21 protein-coding genes are annotated in these 22017 nt (G+C 48.8%); 6 read left to right on the top strand and 15 right to left on the bottom strand.

The annotated features are described in order from the left end of the window. Positions 1 to 35: 35 nt before the first annotated feature. The 3 genes from ACFVVF_RS01640 to ACFVVF_RS01630 form a co-directional block, all read right to left on the bottom strand. A complete protein-coding gene (locus ACFVVF_RS01640; protein WP_387804798.1) occupies positions 36 to 1178 on the bottom strand; it encodes a hypothetical protein in 1143 nt (380 codons plus the stop codon). Next, the gene (locus tag ACFVVF_RS01635) at positions 1165 to 1710 is read right to left on the bottom strand and encodes an RNA polymerase sigma factor (protein WP_387804796.1); all 546 of its coding nucleotides are present in this window, start codon (positions 1708 to 1710) and stop codon (positions 1165 to 1167) included. The genes ACFVVF_RS01640 and ACFVVF_RS01635 overlap by 14 nt, the downstream gene beginning before the upstream one ends. Before the next feature lie 129 nt (positions 1711 to 1839). Beyond that, positions 1840 to 2508, bottom strand: coding sequence for a FusB/FusC family EF-G-binding protein (locus ACFVVF_RS01630; protein WP_387804795.1), 669 nt, complete (start codon positions 2506 to 2508; stop codon positions 1840 to 1842). 300 nt (positions 2509 to 2808) lie between these two features. Between ACFVVF_RS01630 and ACFVVF_RS01625 the strand changes: the two genes are divergently transcribed. Then, positions 2809 to 3696, top strand: a complete 888-nt coding sequence (locus tag ACFVVF_RS01625; protein ID WP_387804793.1) for a pentapeptide repeat-containing protein — start codon at positions 2809 to 2811, stop codon at positions 3694 to 3696. A gap of 18 nt (positions 3697 to 3714) precedes the next feature. On the opposite strand, the gene ACFVVF_RS01620 is transcribed toward ACFVVF_RS01625, so the two are convergent. Further along, on the bottom strand, positions 3715 to 4608 hold the full coding sequence (locus ACFVVF_RS01620; RefSeq protein ID WP_387804791.1) for an SDR family oxidoreductase: 894 nt from the start codon (positions 4606 to 4608) through the stop codon (positions 3715 to 3717). A 131-nt stretch (positions 4609 to 4739) separates the two neighbouring features. Here ACFVVF_RS01620 and ACFVVF_RS01615 point away from each other — a divergent pair, with 131 nt between their 5' ends. Beyond that, the gene (locus tag ACFVVF_RS01615; protein WP_387804789.1) at positions 4740 to 5690 is read left to right on the top strand and encodes a helix-turn-helix transcriptional regulator; all 951 of its coding nucleotides are present in this window, start codon (positions 4740 to 4742) and stop codon (positions 5688 to 5690) included. Between the two features lie 69 nt (positions 5691 to 5759). On the opposite strand, the gene ACFVVF_RS01610 is transcribed toward ACFVVF_RS01615, so the two are convergent. Next, a complete protein-coding gene (locus ACFVVF_RS01610) occupies positions 5760 to 5969 on the bottom strand; it encodes a DNA-directed RNA polymerase subunit alpha C-terminal domain-containing protein (RefSeq protein ID WP_387804788.1) in 210 nt (69 codons plus the stop codon). A gap of 226 nt (positions 5970 to 6195) precedes the next feature. Here ACFVVF_RS01610 and ACFVVF_RS01605 point away from each other — a divergent pair, with 226 nt between their 5' ends. Next, positions 6196 to 6735 carry an NADPH-dependent FMN reductase gene (locus tag ACFVVF_RS01605; protein ID WP_387804786.1) on the top strand — a complete coding sequence of 180 codons (540 nt, stop codon included), beginning with the start codon at positions 6196 to 6198 and terminating at the stop codon, positions 6733 to 6735. An 83-nt stretch (positions 6736 to 6818) separates the two neighbouring features. On the opposite strand, the gene ACFVVF_RS01600 is transcribed toward ACFVVF_RS01605, so the two are convergent. From ACFVVF_RS01600 to ACFVVF_RS01590, 3 genes are read right to left on the bottom strand one after another with little or no spacing between them, the layout of a single operon-like run. After that, positions 6819 to 9230, bottom strand: coding sequence for an ABC transporter permease (locus tag ACFVVF_RS01600; RefSeq protein ID WP_387804785.1), 2412 nt, complete (start codon positions 9228 to 9230; stop codon positions 6819 to 6821). Continuing rightward, on the bottom strand, positions 9227 to 10102 hold the full coding sequence (locus ACFVVF_RS01595) for an ABC transporter ATP-binding protein (RefSeq protein WP_387804784.1): 876 nt from the start codon (positions 10100 to 10102) through the stop codon (positions 9227 to 9229). The genes ACFVVF_RS01600 and ACFVVF_RS01595 overlap by 4 nt, the downstream gene beginning before the upstream one ends. Positions 10103 to 10131: 29 nt before the next feature. Continuing rightward, positions 10132 to 11265 (bottom strand): hypothetical protein, encoded by a 1134-nt coding sequence (locus ACFVVF_RS01590; protein WP_387804783.1) that lies wholly within the window; start codon positions 11263 to 11265, stop codon positions 10132 to 10134. 330 nt (positions 11266 to 11595) lie between these two features. Here ACFVVF_RS01590 and ACFVVF_RS01585 point away from each other — a divergent pair, with 330 nt between their 5' ends. After that, positions 11596 to 12831, top strand: a complete 1236-nt coding sequence (locus tag ACFVVF_RS01585; protein WP_387804781.1) for a hypothetical protein — start codon at positions 11596 to 11598, stop codon at positions 12829 to 12831. A gap of 119 nt (positions 12832 to 12950) precedes the next feature. Here ACFVVF_RS01585 and ACFVVF_RS01580 read toward each other — a convergent pair whose 3' ends face one another. From ACFVVF_RS01580 to ACFVVF_RS01555, 6 genes are all read right to left on the bottom strand, one after another. After that, positions 12951 to 13814, bottom strand: coding sequence for an aminoglycoside 6-adenylyltransferase (locus ACFVVF_RS01580; protein ID WP_387804779.1), 864 nt, complete (start codon positions 13812 to 13814; stop codon positions 12951 to 12953). Positions 13815 to 13846: 32 nt separating this feature from the next. Next, positions 13847 to 14362, bottom strand: a complete 516-nt coding sequence (locus ACFVVF_RS01575) for a GNAT family N-acetyltransferase (protein WP_387804777.1) — start codon at positions 14360 to 14362, stop codon at positions 13847 to 13849. A gap of 67 nt (positions 14363 to 14429) precedes the next feature. Beyond that, positions 14430 to 15317, bottom strand: coding sequence for an SDR family oxidoreductase (locus ACFVVF_RS01570; protein ID WP_387804775.1), 888 nt, complete (start codon positions 15315 to 15317; stop codon positions 14430 to 14432). A gap of 102 nt (positions 15318 to 15419) precedes the next feature. Then, positions 15420 to 16283, bottom strand: a complete 864-nt coding sequence (locus ACFVVF_RS01565; protein WP_387804773.1) for a class I SAM-dependent methyltransferase — start codon at positions 16281 to 16283, stop codon at positions 15420 to 15422. 25 nt (positions 16284 to 16308) lie between these two features. After that, positions 16309 to 17841: an ABC-F family ATP-binding cassette domain-containing protein gene (locus ACFVVF_RS01560; RefSeq protein WP_387804771.1), complete on the bottom strand. Its 1533-nt coding sequence runs from the start codon at positions 17839 to 17841 to the stop codon at positions 16309 to 16311. Positions 17842 to 18190: 349 nt separating this feature from the next. Further along, entirely contained in the window at positions 18191 to 18595 is a 405-nt protein-coding gene (locus ACFVVF_RS01555; protein ID WP_387804770.1) for a GNAT family N-acetyltransferase, read from the bottom strand. 198 nt (positions 18596 to 18793) lie between these two features. On the opposite strand from ACFVVF_RS01555, the gene ACFVVF_RS01550 reads away from it, so the two are divergent. Beyond that, entirely contained in the window at positions 18794 to 19498 is a 705-nt protein-coding gene (locus ACFVVF_RS01550) for a MerR family DNA-binding transcriptional regulator (RefSeq protein WP_387804768.1), read from the top strand. 7 nt (positions 19499 to 19505) lie between these two features. On the opposite strand, the gene ACFVVF_RS01545 is transcribed toward ACFVVF_RS01550, so the two are convergent. Next, entirely contained in the window at positions 19506 to 20039 is a 534-nt protein-coding gene (locus ACFVVF_RS01545; protein WP_387804766.1) for a hypothetical protein, read from the bottom strand. Between the two features lie 126 nt (positions 20040 to 20165). On the opposite strand from ACFVVF_RS01545, the gene ACFVVF_RS01540 reads away from it, so the two are divergent. Next, positions 20166 to 21068 carry an AraC family transcriptional regulator gene (locus tag ACFVVF_RS01540; protein ID WP_387804764.1) on the top strand — a complete coding sequence of 301 codons (903 nt, stop codon included), beginning with the start codon at positions 20166 to 20168 and terminating at the stop codon, positions 21066 to 21068. Positions 21069 to 22017 lie beyond the last annotated feature (949 nt).

The following is a 22017-nucleotide window of genomic DNA, read 5'->3' as shown; positions in this document are numbered from 1 at the left end:
ACAGGCGGGCCTTCTCTTTCCTGTTTACATTTCTTTTACAACGGCATGGTCAGAGCAATAAATGCGACCTTTCCATCCTGGAAATAAAGATGAAACCGGGTGCTGTCTCCGATTTTATAGCTCCATTTCGCAGCCGATTTGAGGTTTGGCTCGCCAAGCGATTGGACAACCTCCGCTTCCGTTGATCCGACCCGAATGTTGTCCTTCGTCTGAAAGGACGCATCTTCGAATACGATGGATAAACTCAAGGTCAAGATGCCTGGCTCATATTGCCTTACACTATCCATCTTTTCTGTAGCGAGATTATAAAATTTCTGCTCGCTGTTTGGCGTAAGCTTCTGAAGCTCCTTCTCCCATACCGCATAATCTTTGCCGTTCACTTCAAGCCGGTCCGATGCGTAGACAGCATCGCTGCGTGACACTTGATCATTTTCCAGCTCCAGCTGCGCCTGCTCAAACAGCTGATTAATGACGCCCAGCTTGGACTGCGGCTGCAGCAGGCCGTGCATGAGCAGCAGTATGCCATCATCCATATAGAACGACTGCCCTTTCCATTCCACCGTATTGGATTCTAGACGGTACGGAAGCTCATAGGTTTGATTATCTGCTGTGAAACGGAGGAACGTGCTTGCTTCCGAATCGGCTTTGGGAGCTTGTGCAGCCGTTAAATCTGTCCCGTTTATGCTTTGCAGAATCACATAATTTCGGCCGGCCAGTATCGCATAGTCGCTTCCGCTTTGCTTGTCATGAATGGCAATGGTCATCTCGCTTTCCGTACTGAACGGCAAATGCTCCCTCAATTTGCCGGTTAGCGGAGCCGTTTCCGGTGGAGGTTCCGTTGTCCCAGGCGGCTCAGTCTCCGGCTGTCCCGTTTCAATTGGAGGATCTGAAGGATTAGGCGCTGCTTGTTTGCCTATCGTCCACCCGGTTCCGAATGCGTTAAGAAGCCATCCCGTATACGGACCCGAGGGTAAAATGCCAACTAGGAGCAAGGCGGCGAGCACAATTGCTATCGTAAAGGCAAATACACGCGGCTTTTGCTTGTTTCTTGGCGATTTTCTGCTTGAATGAACGGTTTTCATCACAATGGCCTCCATTTTCTCAGGAGTGAAGGTTTTTTCCCGCAATGGATCGGTTGCCTTCAGCTTTCGCATCCATTCGGTTTTAGGATCGCTCATAAGTTCCCACCCCTTCATTCCAGTTGTTCATTTTGTTGCGCGCCCGGGATATTCTGGACTTCACAGTCCCTTCCGAAATACCAAGCGTTTTTGCAATTTCTTTAATGGATAAGTCATATTTGCCAGATAAAATAAGCACCTCTCTATATTTAAGAGGAAGCTCCATGACCGCCCGCCATATATCGTCGGAGAAGGATTGCTCCAACACTTCTTTCTCGGCAGAAGGACTGTTTCCGAGGTCGCTTATCCATTCCATCAGCGTCACTTTGCGTATAAAAGCCGTTCGCAAATAATTAATCGATGTATTTCGCGTAATGGATAGCAGCCACGTCTGGATGGAAGACTCTCCTCTAAAGAGCCGAATATTGCGATAGGCATTAAAAAACACATCCTGTGTAATATCGTCAGCCAGATCATGCCGTTTCGTTAAAATATAAGCTAAATTCCACACTTCCTGCCCGTACTGCTCCATAAGCTCCCGCAGCAGATTGGCATCCATGCCGTTCAGGTACTTCCAGTATTGCTCCTCCACAATTTCACCTCCAAGGATTAGACAAAGCATTTCCAAATTTTGTTCCAGCTTTTATGAAAAAAGTATGTAAGCACGAAGAGCAGCGCAAATATAAAAATGGCGATGCCTACTCGGCATCGCCATTCCTTATTAATTCTTATATACAGTAGACGTTACATCCTCGATAAACTTCTCCAGCTTATCGGTATCCGTAACATTTCCGTTGCAGGTTTCGCTATTCAAGCACATATACTGGCCGATCGCTTTGTAATAGTCCGGGGAAGCATTTGCCGGTTTGGCTTTGGTTATTGCCGTGAACAATGCAACCTCTTCCAAGCGATTGCAGACGAAGCAAATCGTTTTTTTGTTCGCCGGCGTTATTCTTCCTTCCACTCCAACTAGCTTGCCGTTTAAGTGATAAGCAAGAAAACGTCTGCTGCTCGCGATATCGCTCCAGCCCAGATAAGTGGTATAGCGGTAATCCACTTCATTTAAATCTGGAAGCTTAAGCTTCTTTATTTTGGGAAACAGCTTCTTCAATTGCTGATCCGTTACTGGAGTAAATTCCTCAAGATAAGGTACTAGCGAGTCGATATACTGCTGAAATTCGACGGCCGTTTTGGCTGTCGCGCATTGCTCCAGCAGCTGCTTTTGCCCTTCGGTTGCCTGTGGAAACAGCTCCGTAATGGCGGTTAAGACACCGGTACGCACAGACTCGACGATTTTCATATCCGATACGGTAGTGCAAGCGTTTTGAAGCATTTTAATCTGTTTCTTAATAAAATTAAATTGATGGTTTCTAATGAATGGTGTATTCATGCTTTTCAGCTCCTTATTTTTAGGTTGTTGCCAAATAAGGTGCAAAGCCCATTATTAGAAACGAAACGATCGAGGGCGACCAAATTAAATATTAAATTGTGGTCCCCATGCAAAGTATCGCCCTAATATCCGGCTTTGCATGAGTTTCGACTAGCAAATAGATTTTCCATCCCGATCGACCTCCCTTTCTCCCTTATTATAATTTACATCCCTCCCCCTCGCAAGGATACTGCAACGCATTTGACGAATTGGAACAACCGTAATACGATGGAATAATGAGAATAAAAGGGAGTTTAGAACATGTCTGACATAAATTCGAACCCGTTATCACTAACGGATCAGCGTCGCGCTGAGCTGCTTGGCGACTGCGAGAACTGCTTCGGCTTATGCTGTGTCGCCTTGCCTTTCGGAGCGTCAAGCGACTTCGCTGTTGATAAAAATGCGGGACAAGCCTGCAATCATCTGCAGCAAAATTTCCGCTGCGGCATTCATGACCGCCTTCGCCCCCAGGGCTTCCGCGGCTGTACCGTATATGATTGCTTTGGCGCCGGGCAAAAAATTAGCAACACCACCTTCAAAGGAAAAAGCTGGCGGGAAGCGCCGGAGACAGCAAAGCTGATGTTCGATGTGCTGCCAGTCATGCGTCAGCTGCAGGAGCTGCTCTGGTATATCAACGAAGCGTTAACCTACCCGGCAGCCCGCTCGCTGCATGAGAAACTGGGCGACATGTATGATCAGATCGAGCGACTAACTCTGTTACGTCCGGAAGAGGTTATGAAGCTCGACATCATTACCCATCGAATGGAAGTCAATGAGCTGCTGCTTCAGATTAGCGAAGACGTTCGCCGTACCGCAGCTTCCAAGGCCGCGCCGCAATCGAAGGGCGGGAAACGCACTAAAAAGATCGGCCGCGGGGCCGATCTCATCGGAGCAAATATGAAAGGCGCCGACTTGCGGGGCGCTAACTTGCGCGGTGCTTTGCTGATCGCCGCTAATTTCGCCAATGCCGATCTGCGCGGCGCCGATCTGATCGGAGCCGATTTCCGGGATACGGATCTCGGCGGTGCCGACCTGACCGAAAGTATTTTTCTAACGCAATCCCAGCTTAACGCTGCCAAAGGAAATGATGCTACGAAACTGCCGCCTTCGTTATCCCGCCCTGCCCATTGGACTACTGTCGCCAGATGACAGTAGTCTTTTCTATATTTATTCTCCCTGATAGATGCCTAACTTCTTGGCATACCTTCCCCAATGCGGCGAGCGTCCGTCCACATCGGTATAGCCATAGGTTTCCGACAGATCCCAGCTTGCCAATGTTTTGCCTGCATTATCGGAGACGTTAGGGTCAGCTGCCAGCTTAGCGACACCTCGCGCCAAAAGATAGGGCGTTTCCGATTCTCCAAAGTGCTCGGCATCGGGAATTCCGCTATTCACCGCATCCTGCCAGTTCGCCTCGGTCACTTTGAAATGCTCCAGCATCTCCTCCGACCGCAGAAAGCCCGGCGTAACGCAAAGCGCCGTCACACCTGTAGCTTGCAGATCGGCAGCCATCGCCGCTGCCAAATGAATGGCCGATACTTTCGCCAAGCTATAGTACAGATTTCCCCGATAGTTATAACCGGTCCCGTCCGTCACTTCGATAATGAGACCGCTCCCTCTCTCCACCATTAACGGAGCCGCATAATAGCTGTTATACATATGCGAGCGGACCGCACGGTCTTGTACAAGCAAGCCTTTATCCAGCGAATGCTCCCAGAACGGCTTTTTCCAGTCAATAAGCTGATCTCCTCCCCATATGTCGTTGACGAGAATATCAAGCCTGCCCTGCTGCTCTCCTCCAATTCGCTTGAACAGCTCCTGTACCTGGGATTCCGCCGTATGATCGACTTGAACTGCGATGCCAATTCCGCCTGCGGCCGTCACCATTTCCGCCGTTTCATCAATGGTCTCCGGCCGATTCAGGTCCGAACGCTTCCCCTTTACACTGCGTCCTGTGCAATATACCGTTGCTCCAGCTTCGCCCAGCGCAACAGCTATTGCTCTGCCCGCTCCCCTGGTTGCTCCCGCTACAACTGCGATTTTACCTGCTAATGTTTTCATAAAAGCCCTCTTTTCCATCTTCTGTTTTGTCTGCGTTCTAATCATACCGCCCTGTATATGACAACCTCTGTCATCATTATCTGCTACAATGAAATAAATATGATCTTCCTTAGAAAGGGCTTGAACACGCGATGAAAAGTGACCGGTTGTTATCCATCCTGCTGCAGCTGCAAAATTACGGAAAGCTTACGACCGGCCAGCTGGCCGAGAAGCTGGAGGTTACGAAACGCACCATTATTAGAGATATGGATGCGCTCAGTGCGGCTGGCGTTCCCGTATATGCAGAGCGCGGTCCGCAGGGCGGCTGGACGCTTTCGCCGCAATATCGGACGCAATTAACCGGCATGAAGGCGGAGGAGCTGGCTGCGCTGTTCTTCAGCTCACAGGGCAGCCTGCTTCAAGATTTGGGGATGCATAAGCATTATGAGCTGGCATTCGAGAAGCTGCTTGCCGCCTCTCCCGATTCCGTCCGCCTAAACGCCCAGACGGTCCGGCAAAAAATTCATATCGACGGCGCGGGCTGGCATCAGTCGATCGAATCGTTTCCGCTGCTGCCAACCATTCAAGAGGCGGTCTGGGAGGAAAGAAAGCTGCTCATTACGTATCAAAAGGATACAGAAACGGTTACCCGTGTAATCGATCCTCTTGGACTGGTCGCCAAACAAAGCATCTGGTATGTCGTTGCAGCTGCTGAGGAAATGATCAAGAGCTACCGCATTTCCCGGCTGCTGACTGCAGATAAGCAGGAGGAGCATTTTTTCGTACCAGACAGCTTTGAATTGGATCGCTTCTGGGAGCAATCCACCATGCGGTTCATTCGAGAGCTGCCTCGCTATGATGCAACTGTTGAGATTGCCGAAACGAAGTTTGATGCGTTCAAGCAGCGGCGCTATTTGCAAGTCAAGGACCATTCTGCCCCTCGCGAAGGGATGATCTCAGCGGAAGTGCAGTTCAATACGCTGGAATCGGCTTGTCAGATTATCCTTAGCTTTGGAGCGGGTGTAAGAGCTATTGCTCCCCCGGAGCTGCGAACGAAGCTGGTCGAAACGATTGAAGCAATGCGGAATGCTTACAGGACATAGAGCTGCAAAAAAAGAAAGGACAACCTCGCTGTTCGCATAGGTTATCCTCTTCTTATTGCGTAATGCGCGCTATGGCTTGAACGACATTCCCTTCGCCGACAATGCGGCGTTTAGCTCCGGCAGCGCTTTTGGCCCCAGACCATGCAAGCCGAGAAGCTCCCTCTTGCTCCACTCCGCCAACTGCTCCAGCGTTGTAATTCCGGCTCCACGCAGCGCGCGCCTGGCCGGTTGACTAATTTTGACGAGCTTGTCCAGCTCCGTCTGATCGATTTCTGTCATTATTGCACCTCCTGCTGAATATTGCTTCTGTAGCTTTAAACTCTTGTTTTTAAAGATCAGAAAGCTTTGTTCAAATTGTAAATTACAAACTTTATGTAAGTTTCTTGACTTTATTAATCAAAACCCTTATTATTGACTCATATTCCCAATGCTTCATCTCATCACAGCGAATAAGAAAGCATGATGACCGGGAAAATAAGGGAAGACAAATAAGGAGGAAATACGAATGTCGAAATTAAATATCGGGATTATTCTGGGCAGCACACGTCAAGGACGCGTTAGCCCGCAAGTTGGCGAATGGGTAAAAAGCGTTGCGGACAAGCGCGGCGACGCTAACTATGAAATCGTAGATATCGCCGAATACAAACTGCCGTTTTTCGGTGAAGAAGATGCATCGGCACAAGCTGCCGCTTGGAATGAAAAGCTGAACAGCCTCGACGGCTTCGTATTTATCGTTCAAGAATATAACCACAGCATTACTGGCGTATTGAAAAATGCGCTCGACTTCGCTCGCGAAGCATGGAACAACAAAGCAGCAGGCATCGTTAGCTACGGCTCCGTTGGCGGTGCTCGTGCTGCCGAGCATCTGCGCGGCATTCTCGGCGAGCTTTCCGTAGCTGACGTTCGCGTCCACCCTGCACTGTCGCTGTTCACCGATTTCGAGAACGGCTCGGTATTCAAACCGGCTGACTTGCACTTAACGAACGTTAACGGCATGCTTGACCAAGTGCTTGCATGGAGCGGCGCTCTCAAAGTATTGCGTTAATCGAAGCGGAGCCAATGATTGATAAGAAACCCTGCGTTTATAATAAACGCAGGGTTTTTCTCTGCGTTCTTAACCAATCAACGCTACGCCCTTTTCCGGATTAGTCTAAATGACACCACTGCCGTAATCATAACAGCAGCTGCCAAAGCGATCAAATAAATAGACCGATGCCCTTCAAGCAGATCGTAGGAATAGGATTTGAACAATACATTCCCTGTCAGCAATGGCGTAATGAGCAAATAATCGAATTGCCGAAGGCCAATGATCCCTAATAGAATAGGCAGCACTAACACTCCTGTTGAAGCGAGCATAACGGCGATCAAGCTTTTCAACCGGACAGCAATCAGTCCTATTATGAATATAACCATAATGACGCCAATGAACCGGATTACGCATATTAGCATTATATACTGCAAAATAGATATATCCAGCGTCATTTGCGAAATATGCTGCATACTGAAGGCAGGCGCTTGCAATGCCCTGCTTCCGTAACCGCCAAGCACGCTGGCAAGCCTCGTTCCGTAGATCACCCCATATACGAAAGCTCCAAGGAGCGATGCCAACGTCATTTTAATATAAAATAATTTCCCTCTCCCGTGCGGCGTGAGCGAAACGATGCGATTCATGTTCGTTTGCAGATCGTACGTAAATACCGGTGAGATTGAAGCAATCAGTACAATGACAAGCAGCAGCGCTAAATACAAGTCATTGCTCACCACTCGCTGTGTACCGTCCGTCAGCAGCAAGTACACCGCGTCATGCAGAAACCACCCTTTTATCCCATATAGATCTTCCATACTCCGCAAATAATCGGCCTGCGCCAACACTTTGTCGAACGCATTTTTTTTATCCAGCCGTTTCATCGCATTCATCGTGCTTCCAGGTTCGCCGGAGGATTGGGAGAGCTCCGCTATCGCTGCATCGAACCTTTGCTGCTCCTCTTGAAGAAAAGCTTCCTTATCCGGTGTCAGCTCGCCTTCCAGCTTAAGCATGTATTGCTTGTAGTACATGTCATCTTTGCTTTGAATCCGTTCAACTACCGGCTCATAGCTGTAGAGTTGGAACCCGATGAACACGGCCATGATAACCAACACTTTATTGGCAATCGCTATTTTATAAAATTCATGCCGGAAGAGGCTTACATGCGCGCTATGCCCAAAGACTCTGCCCCATTTCTTCTGCACGGACATACTCCAATCCGATCCGGACCGATGCGACTTTTGTCTGCAAAACGTACGCACAGTTCCTGCACACAGAGCCAAAATAGCCGCTGCCAGCACAATTGGAAAGCCATCACGGTAATTGATCACTTGACCAAACAGATTCAAGTTCACATAGGAACTGAATAACGTATACGTATTTAAAAAGCTGACGAGATTGATATGCTTCAAGAAAGCCATTAAAGAGCTTGGCGGTACAAGGTAATAAAAAAATGCGCTAAGTCCAAATACGGCTGCAATCGTCATATAGACCGTTATTGATTTATGGCAAATGACAGCAACGAGCATCATGACAAATGCTGCGAAAATATAGACGAAAAGCTTAGCCAGCAGGTATAGCAGCAAATACTGGCCTACTGATATTTTCCAAGCTGACTCATAGAAGCCTTGTACCGATTGGATCGATCGGCTCAAATCTCCGAATCCGTAGGTTTGATAGGCCATGGCAAAATTAGTGGCGTACAGCAAAAGCTCGATAACAACGCATATAGCTACGAGCACAAGCAGCTTGGATACTATTAAAGGTGCCCTGCCCTTATAAGTCGTTTTCACCAAGTTAAGGAGCTGCTGCTCCTTTTCTCTTGTTACCATAACCACTACTGCGATCAGAATAAAAAATACAGCAATGAGATCAGTAGGCAGAAACTGCGTTGCCATGGTCACGCCTTTGGAACGCTCAAACGAAAGCTCAACACCCTTTAAACCGGCATAGTCATTTGCTGCTTTTAGTAAGTTTTTGGAAGAGTAGGAGCCTTCCTTGGCGAAAATAGAAATCGAGGATAATACCTTCGCATCCTCTTCTTTTTGCTGCAAAAAGGAATCGTAACGATTGATTTTTTTTGATTGTTCCAGCGCTTCCTTTGTGAGCAGGAGTTCATCGTAGGAATGACTGGTATACTTCAAATAGCTGCCGCTTGTATAAGAGGAGATTAACGCTTTAATATCGATAAAGGGGTAACGCTCGGCCAGCTGCTCTTGAATCATACTCTCGCTCGTATACGCCACACCCGTATTGCTCAGCATCGACTCCAGATCTATAATTGCAAGCAATTCCGTGTATGAACGCTCCAGCATAGCTTCGATCTGCTTGCCGGGCAATCCCTCATAACTTTCATAGAGCTGAATATAAGCAGCAGGCGTATAGGGAACAGCTTGGCGATTATTATATTCATCCAGATAGATCAAGACGCCATTTAGAACAACTAATCCCGCAATGAGAAGCAGCAGCGCCCGAGAGCAGAAGATTTTCATCCCTTCATATTTGAAAAGGTTCACTCCCTATCCTCCGAATCAAATCTATATAAATATAGATCCTCCAGCGTCGGCTTCACTTCGGTATACTCATAATGCTCCGGCTTCTCGTCCGATACGATTCTAACCGTAATATGATCGATATCTTTGGCGATATTGCCTATTTTATAATGCTGAGCCACGTCAGCTAATCGCTCAGTAGTCGTTTGAATCTCAAATACGACGCCTTGCAATTCATTGGACAGCTTATAAGGCGAGCCGCTGCCGATTAACTCCCCTTTTTGGAGCAGCAGCACTTCTTTGGCGATATACTCGATATCGGTTACAACATGCGTCGCAACGAGGACAATCTTATTGAAGCTGATTTCTGAGATCAAATTCCGGATGCGTATCCGTTCCTTGGGGTCAAGGCCAGCGGTCGGCTCATCCAAAATTAAAACTTTCGGATCGCCAATAAGCGCCTGGGCAATTAGAATTCTTTGCTTCATGCCGCCAGAGAAATTACCGAGCTTTTTGTACCGCTCCTGCTGCAAATTGACCAAAGAAAGCAAACGTGGAACCTGGGCGTCCGCTTCCCGCTTCTTTAATCCTTTGAGCGCTGCGATATAATAGAGGAACCGTTCCGCTGTGAAGGTGTCATACATCCCTTGCTGCTGAGGCATATAGCCGAGCACCTTCAAATACTTTTTGCCTAGCTTGCTTACAGGCTGTCCGTTGTAACGAACCACGCCGCTGCTTGGCAGCAGATTGTCCGTCAGTAAGTTCATGAACGTCGACTTCCCTGCCCCGTTTGGCCCTAATAATCCATAGACGCCCTCTGTAAACGTATATGAAAAGCCGTTCAAGGCGAGATTCGGGCCGTATGATTTCGTTAGCTGCTCGACTTGCAGTTGCAAAGCTCAACACCCCCTCCGGCCACGCTATTTTAGGACTTTTTCATCGTAATATATTGATTCTTCCCCGCTATATAATCCTCAAGCTTCATATACACTTGCTGATACTGGCCGTCTATCATCTTGCCTGCAGCCAGCCAATTATTGAAGGCTAGAATCGGGTAAGAAGTGTCCGGCAGCTCAATTTCAATGACTTTGTTTTTGTTAAAGTCATAGTAATATTTGGATTCATCCTTTATGCCTTTTGAGAAAAACAAGCCTGCTCCCGGTAAAAGCCCGTTATTCAGCGCATAAATGGTTTCGCCTTCAAATAAATCGGTCTGCCCAAAGTCGTCAAAGCTAATCCGGAAAACCTTCGTTTGCTGTTCATTGATAAAGTAGGCATAGGATGCATCGCCCTCCATGGAAATTCCGGGATAATCCTTGCCATCCAAAATCATCTTGCTTTCGCCTGTCTGCAGCCCAATCTCGTAAAACTGTGCTTTTAGCAAATGTACACTTTCTTCGAATGACAATTGGCCGCTGATGAGCGCCTCTCTCTGTTCCTCCGTCATCTCTGCATACACATACCGGTAGCGCAGTTTATCTCCTGCAAGCGATATGGAATCAATTGACGAACCGCCTTCATAATGATGCCTCTCACCTAACTCGGTGAGCTTGCCCGTATCTAAATCTACTCGAATCATAGTCAAAATTTGATTATCGCTTCCGGCCGCACCATTCTCATCAACGATGTACTGAGCTCCAGAAAAGTAGGCTTGTCCATCTTCAAAGAGAACATTGCCCGAAGAAATTTGCCAAGGGATAGAAGCCACCTTCTCCCTGCCATCTACTTCCGGTTTCATTCGATAGAGAATCGTTTCGTTCACACTGGTCAAAACAAAAGTATACAGATCATCTTTATAAATAGTCGCTGCCACAATTTGATAGCCATCTGTATCATATTTATAGTAGGGATTGTCCTTGCATGCCGCTTTATTCTGACATAACAATACTGCCGATTTCCCGCTCTTAAGATCATGAAACCATAGGGTCTCGTCAATCACTTGGACGAAGCCTTGCTCGCTCATTCCGCCAGCATTCATGGACATAACGGCAGCTGCAGATGTGTTTCGTTCACTGGAGCAAGAAGCGAGAACTGCTGCCATCAGTGCAGCTATCATCACACAGCATAAAACTCTCGTTCGGAAATCCCGCACCAACTTCCCCCTCCAATTCATTCGAACAAGATTTATTTTATATATTTACTACTATATGGTTATTATTGAGAGATGTATAGATTTGATCCCTATAGAATCATGTGTGGTCAACCGGATATTAGGTGTATTTCTACTGTTTTTATAGAATGGAATGAGAGCTTTCAGTCCTATATTTTGATTGATGGCTTGTGCGTTTCCTCTATTGTTTCGACTATCTTTGAATGGTTTAAATGGTTGTTCATTCCATCCCGTTCAAGTTATACTAATGTAAATGAATGTCATAAGGAGTTTTGAACGTTGAAGCAGCCAAACCTAAAGCAGCAACCTGTGAAGCGGCCTGCAATCGGATCGTCTCGGCCTAGAACGGGCGCAGGTTCCCAGACCTCGCCTTCCCTGCTCTCCCTGCAGCAGCAAGTCGGGAATCAGTTTGTGCTGCAGCTTATGGGATCAAAGCAGCCAGCCGTCAAAAGGGGCCGTGAGGAATACGAACAGCTAGATGATGAAAGTGAGGAGCTAGAAGAACAGCAAGACAGTATGGCAGTGGACGACGAGGAAAGCCTGCTGGAGGAAGCGCAAGCTAAGGATGCCGATAAGAAGATCGAGCAGCCCGTCAAAAAGTTAAAAACCGAAGCCAGCGCGTCCACAGGCTCTGAATTGGTTAAACTCGGATCAGATGAACAAATCGAGGATAAAGACGCGAAGTCTGACGATGAATCGACGGCGGTATGGGAGGGTTCGAGGCCTAGCTTTACAACAGCCTCCAAGCGAGCCGCTTTCATCTCGACAAGCCGTGATCCGAGTTATGGCGTCACAATCGCGGATTACAAGAAGCCAAAACTGACTGAAATTAACGGTGCCATGCCGCATCGCATGTCCTACAATGATATCCGCAACAATGCTCTGAAGCTGATGGAGGGCAAGGAAACGGCCTCAGACTTTAATCGATGGACGGACCGCTTCATCACCGCAGGCCAAGCAAAAATCGATTTGCGGAAAAAAGAGCAGCTTGGCAAGGGTTCAGACGCCCAGCTAAAACAGCTAATCACCGATATGGAAAAATCCCAGCAGCAGTTTATTAAAGCAAGGAACAACCTTGCTTCTAGTCCAACGAATACATCCGTGTTTGAAGCTTTCATTAAGCAGGCCAACAGCTTCCATGCCAATGTACCCGATGTGGGGCCTCACTTCGGCGTCAACAACCCTGTGCAGGAAAATGCGCATATGCATGTTGAGACCGTAAGCGAACCTCAGCCGGACACCACAGCTTCGGGCGATGGCGGAGCTGACAAATCACCGGCTCCGCCTAAACTTACCCGCCGTCTATCGATTATGAGCAGCCAAGTCCGCCGCATGTCGATCGGCCGCATCAGCGCCTTTCCCTATAGCTCGGACGGCAAGCTGATTACAACTGACGGTTCAACTGTCAGCCTGGACGATTTGCCGAAAGAAGACCGCGAAGCGATTGAGAAGCATAAGAAGAAGACGGTGAAAGGCTACGATCCTGATTTCAAGTTTGGCAAGGATGCAGATTAGAGCCAAGATGCGTAACTGCCGCTCTAAACGGCATTAAAAAGAGGAGTCGTCCCAGGAACGACTCCTCTTTTTAATGTATGCATTTGCTAGCGGCAGGCGGAACAATCCTTCGCTTCTCCTTAATTGCGCTCGCTTGCATCAGCTCTCAAACCTTCAATAAAGCGAGTAACTTGCTTATCATCCTCTTCCGGATAGTCAAAGCCGAAATACTCTGCTACAACGGCGGACGTTTTGCGGAACAATGCAAATGAAAGAAATAATGCGTCCCACATTTCTTCATACTTCCCAGTCGCGAATGTCGCCATCAGCTCATTCCAGCTCTCCTCGGAAATATAACGGTCCAAATATTTGCCGTTTTTCCCTGCGCTTAAGGTAAAGCCGGTAGCGATCCCCGCCTCCCATTCCAGCATTCGAATGAGCATTGGCCGCATAATTTGGTTCAAATGATCCTGCGCAAACAGCATTTCCTTCCGCCAGAGCCCTTTCGCTACATAAGTGGACACCCACCAGAACTCGTTACAGCAGTCGGCGAAAAATGCGGCGGACGGCCGTTTTACCCAATAGTCTTCATCCGATGGGGGCGGCAGTTCAGGCAGCCTGTTGTCCTTATCCATCAATATTACGGTCAGCTTGTCGTCATCTCTATACTTCTCAAGCTCTTCTAAGGGAATAAGAATCAGATCAATTCGGTTTCCGTCCGTAAACAGCATCATATAAGAAAACCAGTTGCCCAAATCAGGCGGAAACATGCTCATTGCCTCGGGAGTTTGCATAATGATGCGATCGCCAAACACATCAATCCAATCCGGCTGCTGTAAAAAAGAATCCATCTCGGACACTACATAGACCATATCATAGTCCTGCAGCCAATCCTTCGGTACATTCGGATTTGTACGGGAACCGTTCATGCCAACGACACGAATACGTTCATCTTTGCGTGCGACATCCAGTACAAGGTCCAGCATTTCTTGGTTCGATCTCATGCAGCAGGTGGTCCTCCTGTCCACTGGAGAAATCACATGTCCAGCTTTTTATAATAATAGATAGTGGCATCCAGCCCTCCGTCCGCTGAACGTGCGTAGTCTGGTATCCGGCCAGCCTGAACATAGCCAAGCGAAGAATAGAGCAGATTGGACGGATCGCCTTCTCTAGTGTCTAATACGAGAAGCGTCCGGTTCTCTTGAACAGCCCGCTTCTCCGCGGCCTGCATCAGCGCACGGCCGACACCTTGGCGCCGGTAATCAGGATGCGTCATCAGCTTGGCAATTTCTGCCCGGTGCGCTCCATTTGGCTTCATACTGAGCTGAAGCTGAATGCTGCCGACGATACGGCCTTGCAGCTTCGCCGCAAATAGAATGACATCATCACCGCCTGGTACCTCTCTCCAATACTCTAAGGCAGTACGGTTATCAAGCGGCGGCAAAAAACCGATCGATGCGCCATCCTCGACAACTGTAATCAGTAATGACGCTAGTTCTTCCTCCACATTGCCCTCTACCGTCTTCAATTCTTCTACTGCTAACGATGTCATTGCTTCGCCTCCTGACCCTTGTTCTAGCATCCTAGCACACTATAGCCGCTTCAATAGCTCAGCCCGGTCAAACTGGATACTGGAACTTCGTAGTCTGTTCGCTCCATTCCCAGAAGCGTTTTGCTTCGCCAGGATCAGCAGCAAGCTTGGATACGGGAGCCGGCGCTTTCCGGTAATAGTACTGTCCGCTGGCCGTTTTAACATCTGCACTATCGGAAGCTGCCAAGTAAACGGCTGTTGCGGAGCCTTCCGTCACTGTCAGGAAAAATGGCTTCAGCAGCTTATGCAGCATCGTGCCAAAGCCCGTATTCCGGTTCACGCCGATTTGCGTCGCTACCGCTCCGGGATGCAGGGAGTTGACGGTAACTGCCGAACCTGCTTTTTTGAGCCGTTCCGCCAATTCCTTGGCAAACCAGATATTCGCCACTTTGGAGCGCCCATAAGCAGCCCAGATGGAGAAACTCTTCTCCATGTTAGGATCATCGTAGCGCATACGGCCGATTTTATGAGCACCGGAGGATACGACAACGATTCTTCCTTCTCCGCTTCGTTCCAATAGAGGCAGCAGCAGCCCCGTCAGCAGAAAATGACCCAGATGGTTGACGCCAAGCTGGCGCTCGAAGCCGTCTTCCGTCACTTCGCGTTTCGTCGTGACAACGCCCGCGTTGTTGACGAGAACATCGATTTTATCGCAGCGTTCCGACAGGCTGGCGGCTGCTTCGCGAATGCTTGCCATGGAAGCCAAGTCACACAATACCAATTCGGCATCCGTCCGCCCGCTTTTCTCGTTGACTTCCCGAACTGCGGCAAGCCCTCTTTCCTCGCTTCTCGCGAGCAGGTACACCTTCATTCCATGCTCGGCGGCAAGCAATATTGCCGTTTCCTTCCCCATCCCTGCACTCGCGCCTGTAACGACGGCTATACGCTTTGACTGGTTCATCTGGTCATTGGTCATTTTCGCTGCACCTCTTTCTTTTTCTATTTTCTACTATTATACAGGAGGAGTGAGCGATATGAAAATATTAGGAGCCTTTGTGCGACGGAGTCTATCAGGACTTTAGTCTCTCTCTTTGCTTGCCGCAATAAAAGCAAATGTCGGCAGCGGCTTAATGCCATGCGTCCTCTTCGCTTCATGGAGCAGCGAAATTTGGGAAGCAATAAGTGCCGTTAGCTTATTCGGGATACCGACTGCCGCTCCCATCTCTTCCTCATAGCACTGAAGGGTATAATCGACCTCCCAGCCGCCATCCTGCAGCTCAGGCGAGTAGATCGACGTCTCACTGTGCAATGACCAGCCCGCAGCTTCGGCAATTTCCAATAAATCGTCAGGCGCAAATAGCGTCCGGATATTGGACTGGCTGTCCGGTTTATACGCCTCATATTGCGCCTGTATCAGAGCTGCTAATAGATGCGGATATTGCCCGGTTTCCGTCATGCGCGCATCCCATTCCGCGAAGCATAAACGTTTGCCCCATTTGCTGACTTTCGCGAGCACCTGCTGCAATTGCTCCCGGGAGGCAAAATACCACGAGCAATGAGACATGACAATCGTATCGAACGCTTCATAAGGAAATTCCAGCTCCAGGACATCGGTTTCAAAGTCCAGTTGAATCCGGCCGCCAATAGCCGAAGCCTTCAGTTCGGCTGCCGCTTCTCCGAGCGTCATAGGCGCGCCGTAATCCGGCGATGCAATGTCGATGCCATGTACGAAGCCACCTTCCCCCACAAATTGGGCAAGCACCACAGTCGTATCGCCTTGGCCGCATCCGATTTCCAGCACCCGTTCGCCTTTCTGGATCTGCCAGAACTGCGCGAGCTTGCATCGATGCTCAGTCTGCACACGCTGAATGCCGTCGCCGCTGTCACCATATATAGCCATACAGGCTTCCACTAAACGTTGTTGATCTTGATCCCTATTCAAAAATAATTCCTCCTCATCATCTAGCTTAGCTCCATTCTTCCAGCCGCCATACGGCTGTTGCCCAGCTCTCATAAAATTCAGGCTCGTGCGACACGATCAGTACCGTGCCTTCATAGGCTGCAAGAGCATCTGCCAACGCTTGCTTGGCGATGACGTCCAAATGGTTAGTCGGTTCGTCTAGCACAAGAAAATTGCTGCGGCCCAGCATCAAATGGCATAGCCGGACTTTCGCTTGCTCACCGCCGCTTAAAGAACGAAGCGGACGCCGGATATGCGCCTCCTTCAATCCGGTCATTGCCAGACTGGAGCGAATGTCCTTCTGGGTCAGGTCTGGCCTTGCCGCATATAATTGATCTAGCGGCGTCTCCTCTGAAGGCTGATCCTCCTGCGCATAGTATCCGGGCAGCACCTGCTCCCCAATACTCAGCATTCCTTGCAAAGGCGGGAGCTGGCCCATCATCGTCCGCAGCAGCGTAGATTTGCCAATGCCGTTGCTTCCTATGATGGCGATCTTATCGCCTCGGTGAATCACGAAATCCGCTGGCGAGAACAGCGGCTGCGAATAGCCGAACTGAACATCTGCCGCTTCAACAATACGCGGTACTGGCTCCGAATGAAGCCGGAATTTGAATCTCGGCTTAGGACCGGAAGACGGCCTGTCGATCATCTCCATCCGTCCCAGCATTTTCTCCCGGCTTTTCGCTTGCTTCGCTTTGCGAATCCGATTTTTCTGAATAAAGGCTTCCAGCCGATTAACCTCTTTGCTTTGCCGCTCATAGGCAGCCAGCTGCTGCTGCTTATTCTGGTCGGATACTCGCAGGAAGGAACGGTAATCGCCTGCATACCGTTTTAATTGCCCGTGCTCCAGATGGAAGATCGTGCCCGTTACCTCCTGCAGAAAACGTTCATCATGGGATACGACGATATAGGCATTCTCGTATCGCTTCAAATAGCCGATTAGCCAATCAATATGAATTTCGTCCAAAAAGTTCGTTGGCTCGTCAAGCAGAAGTACGTCGGGCTCCTCCAGCAGCAGTCTGCCTAGCAGCAGCTTCGTCCGCTGCCCCCCGCTTAAGCGGTCAACCTGCCGCTGCAGTCCGATCTCCCGCAGGCCTAAGCCTGCCGCAACCTCCTCCACTCTGGAATCCAGCTCGTAAAAGCCGGACAGCTCCAGCCGCTGCTGAAGCTCGCCGTATTTTACAAGCAAGCTTTCGGAACTGCCCGATCCTGCCGCCAGCTGTTCAGCAATATGCTGCATACTCCGTTCCACTGCGTACAGCTCGGAGAATGCGCCCTGCAACAGCTGCAGCATCGTTACTCCTGGCTCTAGCGCCGCATGCTGCTGCAAATAGCCGACAGCAATAGCAGGAAGCCAATTCACGCTGCCCTTATCGGGGATCAACTGACCGGCCAGCAGCCGCAATAATGTCGATTTTCCGCTGCCGTTGCTGCCAACCAGTCCGGCATGCTCGCCGCGGTTCAACCGGAAGCTGACGCTGTTAAAAATCATTTTATCCGTGTACATATTGGAAATTTGATCAACAATTAATAAACTCATCTTAAATCTCTCCTTTGACTTCGAATGAAGCCAACCGAGAGCACAGTGACTGATGTCTTAACGGTATTCTATTCTTTTATGCGCAAAAAAAGGGTAAAGCGAACACACTCGCTTTACCCTCTTGGAAAAGGTAAGAAAGGAATGATGTTCTTTATCACTGTCTTTCGGTTGGCATAACCTTGTAAATGGGCAGACTTATCCCGTTTACGCCAATTCCCGAATTAGAACAGTTGATAAAAAGAACATACACCTAGCCACCTTTATCGTCATTTTTGTTATACTCTTCCTAGTATACACACCGCCGGACCGATGTCAATTTCAATCCTGCAAAATGGTCGAATCACCACTTTCAAACCCGCTTCATGCTATAGGCATTCGGATAAGTCAGCACAAAGCCATAGGCTTTGTACAGCGGAATTAAGCCTAGCTCCGTAATGACAACAACTGAAGCACCATTACTGGCATTGTCATTCAAATATTGAATCATTTCCTCCATCACCAGCTTGTCTATTCCCTGACTCGCATAGTCCGGGTCCACCAGCAGATCAGCAATTTGAAAGCAGCAAGCGCCATCTCCTACAACTCGGCCTATGCCGGCCAGCTGATTAGATTTCTCATCCCATATCCCCACCGTGAATGTCGAATGTTCAAGGGCTTTCCGGGCAACAGCTGCATCAACAGCCGCTTGACCTGCCTTTTTCCTCAGCTCGATATAGCTTTGTTCATTCGGTGCACAATAGTCGATCCTCATCATAATCCCCGCCTCCTGCAGCTTTTCCCTCTACTTTACTACATAGATGCAAGTGCTAAAGTTTGCCGGCAGCGGGCTTTGATTGAAAGGATTATTAGATGATCAACATCATCATGCAGCTTTAAGGTTTTACGATAGCATTTGCCACGTATGTTCCGATCTGTTATAGTAGCGTTCGAATCCAGTCAAGGAGAGATGCCAATGGCTTATTTCAAGCCTAGCGAGATTGCCCAAGAGCTCGGCATTAGTACAAGCGCTTTGCGTCATTATGAATCCTGGGGTGTCGTGCCGTCACCGGAACGGGGAGCTAACGGCTACCGTTTATATACGGAAGTGCATTTCGCCTATTTCCGCTGTCTGCGGGCGATGTTTCCCGGCTATGGAGTGGCATTGACCTGCGAGGTGCTTCGCAAAATCCAAAACAGAGAGCCGGAAGCCGCCTTTTGGCTCGTGAACCGTGAGCAAGCCGTTCTTCAGCAGGAGAAAATCGCCGCAGACCAGACGCTGGAGCTGCTGCAAAACCTCGAAATTCCGGCGCTGTCCAACAAAAAGCTAAAATCGCATATGTCCATTGGCGAAGCCGCCGAGTTTACAGGTGTGACGGCATCCGCAATACGCCACTGGGAGAAAGAAGGGCTGCTCATTCCCGACCGCGACCGGGACAATGGCTACCGGCAGTTCACACCCCTCCATATCCGGAAAATACTTCTCATCAGCACGCTGCGGAAAACCGTCTACTTTCTGCAAACGATGAAGGACATCGTTGATGCCCTGGATAATCAAAGCCTGGATCAAGCCCGCAAAGTGACGGAGAACGCCATTCAAAGCATCCATGAGCGAATTCGCCATCAATTCCGCGGTGTCCACCGCCTTGTTGAGCTATGCCAGCTGCTGAAGCTGCTCTAATTGCTGCTTACATGACGTTATAGTTAAACTTTTCGATAAAAACACGCTTGAGCGGCTCCGTAAAGTCGCCTTTGCCGATCACGCCAATGGCATTGTAATTGGTGTCTCTAAGCTTTTGAAGCGCATGCCCCGCATCGGACATATAAATGTCTCTTTCTGCACAATTGCCTTCGGCACCGAGCATTACTTTTTCAATACTGCAATAAATCTTCTTCGATACGAACTTATATGCAATAAAAGTCATCGGCACAACGGCCCCGCCGCATGCAGACGGTGCGGCTTCCATGTCCTTAATGTTCTGAAATAATAATTCCAGCTCAATCTCATAGGCGCTGCCGCCATTAGCGGAAGCGAGCAGTCTTTTCATCAGCGAACAATAGCGATGCTCCTCTGCAGCGGAGGCAACCGAATCCATCAGCCATTTGGCCTGCTGAATCCGATATTCGGCATTGAACACATTAAAATCGACGATGCTTTTCTCCGCATAGGTCTGATCACTCTCGATACGATGAAGCATCGATTCCATTCGAGATGCTGCCATATGCCTCCCCCTCTCGTTGCCATGCTTCACAATCTTGCTTATACTATAAGTATAAGTACAACAACGGCAACAAACTATCATTAAAGCACCCTTTTTCATAACAATATTGCGCAAGCTGGTGAATACATGATGCGAAAATCCATCGCGACTAATAATCAGGGCTTTGAAGAGAGGCATCATGGCGATTACCGCTTCCCGTTCGAGGTGTCCCGAGACTCGCTTTCCGAATATGAGCAGGGCTTTTTTGAATGCCACTGGCATCCCGAGGTAGAGTTTACAGTTGTATTAGAGGGGTCGATGCTCTATCAGGTTAACGATACCGTATATGAATTAAGCGAGGGCAGCGGCCTCTTCGCCAACGCGAACAGCCTGCATTCGGCCAGAGCCCATGAGGACAGCCGGGACTGCACCTATATTGCGGTCATTTTCAATCCGGTGCTCGTATTTGGCCATGAACGCAGCGCTATTGAGGAGAAGTATGTCCGAACCGTTACCGAGCCGCCTCATCTCGCGTCGATGCATCTGTCTCCGGAAATCGGATGGCAGCGGCAGATGATTCAGCTGTTAATGGAAATTCATCAGCAAGACGAACAGCGCGGGATATGTTATGAGCTGATTATCAAAAGCAAGCTATGCGAGCTGTGGGCATTGCTTTTCCAAGGCTTCCAAGGCTCTTCCCTGCGCAGTCAGTCGAGTGCAACCCGTTCGGTTCTGCGTGTGAAGCAAGCGCTCCAGTTCATCCAAAACCATTACCAGAATAAGCTGACCTTAGAGGAGATTGCAGCGGCTTGCAATTTGAGCAAAAGCGAGTGCAGCCGTTTTTTCAAAAAGATGGTCCGGCAGTCCCCTTTTGAATATTTGCTGCATTATCGCATCCAAAAAAGCCTCCCGCTGCTGCTCGACCCGGACTCGAACATTACGGAAGTTTCCGAACAAGTCGGCTTCTCCAGCGTCAGCTACTACGCCGAAATTTTCAGAAGATATATGAAATGCTCACCGACCGAATACCGCAAACAGCATAAAAAATAGCCATCAGGCGGATGGCTATTTTTTATGCTGTTTTTTATGCTGTTTATGCTGCTGTGAGGATTGCCTGTATTGTTCGATGAGCCGACCTATAGCAGGCCAATTTAGGATGAGATTGCGCTAGCCGATAAGACAAGCTCTAAATGGACTGACTGTGATCGCGCTGCACCGGTCGACCTGTCCAGATACAAAATCGCATTGAACACTTGCCAGCCTTATTCAGCTTCCTTTATGCAAACCATTGCGTCTTTTCATCATATTAGCCTCTCGCGCCATTCCTTATGCCAGTCTCTCACGCCATTCAGCAACAAAATGTAAAAGTGCAGTTTGATTCGCTCCAAATGGCCTCAAAACGCTGTCAAAATGTAAAAGTGCAGTTGAAATCGCTCCTTTTCGTCCAAAAGGGCTTTTTGGCCCAATCAAAATGCACTTTTGCATTTTAAAGCCATAAAATATCGAAAAAGCGGCAAACAAACTGCACTTTTACATTTTGATTCACTGCAGCCAGCAGCAGACGTAACTCCCATAAACGTGGTTGGAGTGTTAATTTTGCAAGCAGCTGCGCCACCAGGATGAGCGGAGCGTGTTGAGTTCAGGATGATTTTTCGCAGATTCTATCCATTTTCATCGTGTAAGCGATGGAGCATGGAATCAAGAATAGCAGCATGAACCAATACGCGCAGCGAGTCCGGCAACTAGCAGCAGATTACGCCACCAGGATGAGCGGAGCGTGTTGAGTTCAGGATGATTTTTCGCAGGTTCTATCCATTTTCCATCGTGTTAGCGATGGAAAATGGAATCAAGAACAGCAGCATGAACCAATACGCGCAGCGAGTCCGGCATACGCCAGCAGATTGCGCCACCAGGATGAGCGGAGCGTGTTGAGTTCAGGATGATTTTTCGCAGATTCTATCCATTTTCATCGTGTAAGCGATGGAGCATGGAATCAAGA

Origin of the sequence: Paenibacillus sp. NPDC058174 (assembly GCF_042883865.1) — a bacterium.
Lineage (GTDB): Bacteria > Bacillota > Bacilli > Paenibacillales > Paenibacillaceae > Pristimantibacillus.
This window is presented reverse-complemented; position numbering and strand designations above follow the sequence as displayed.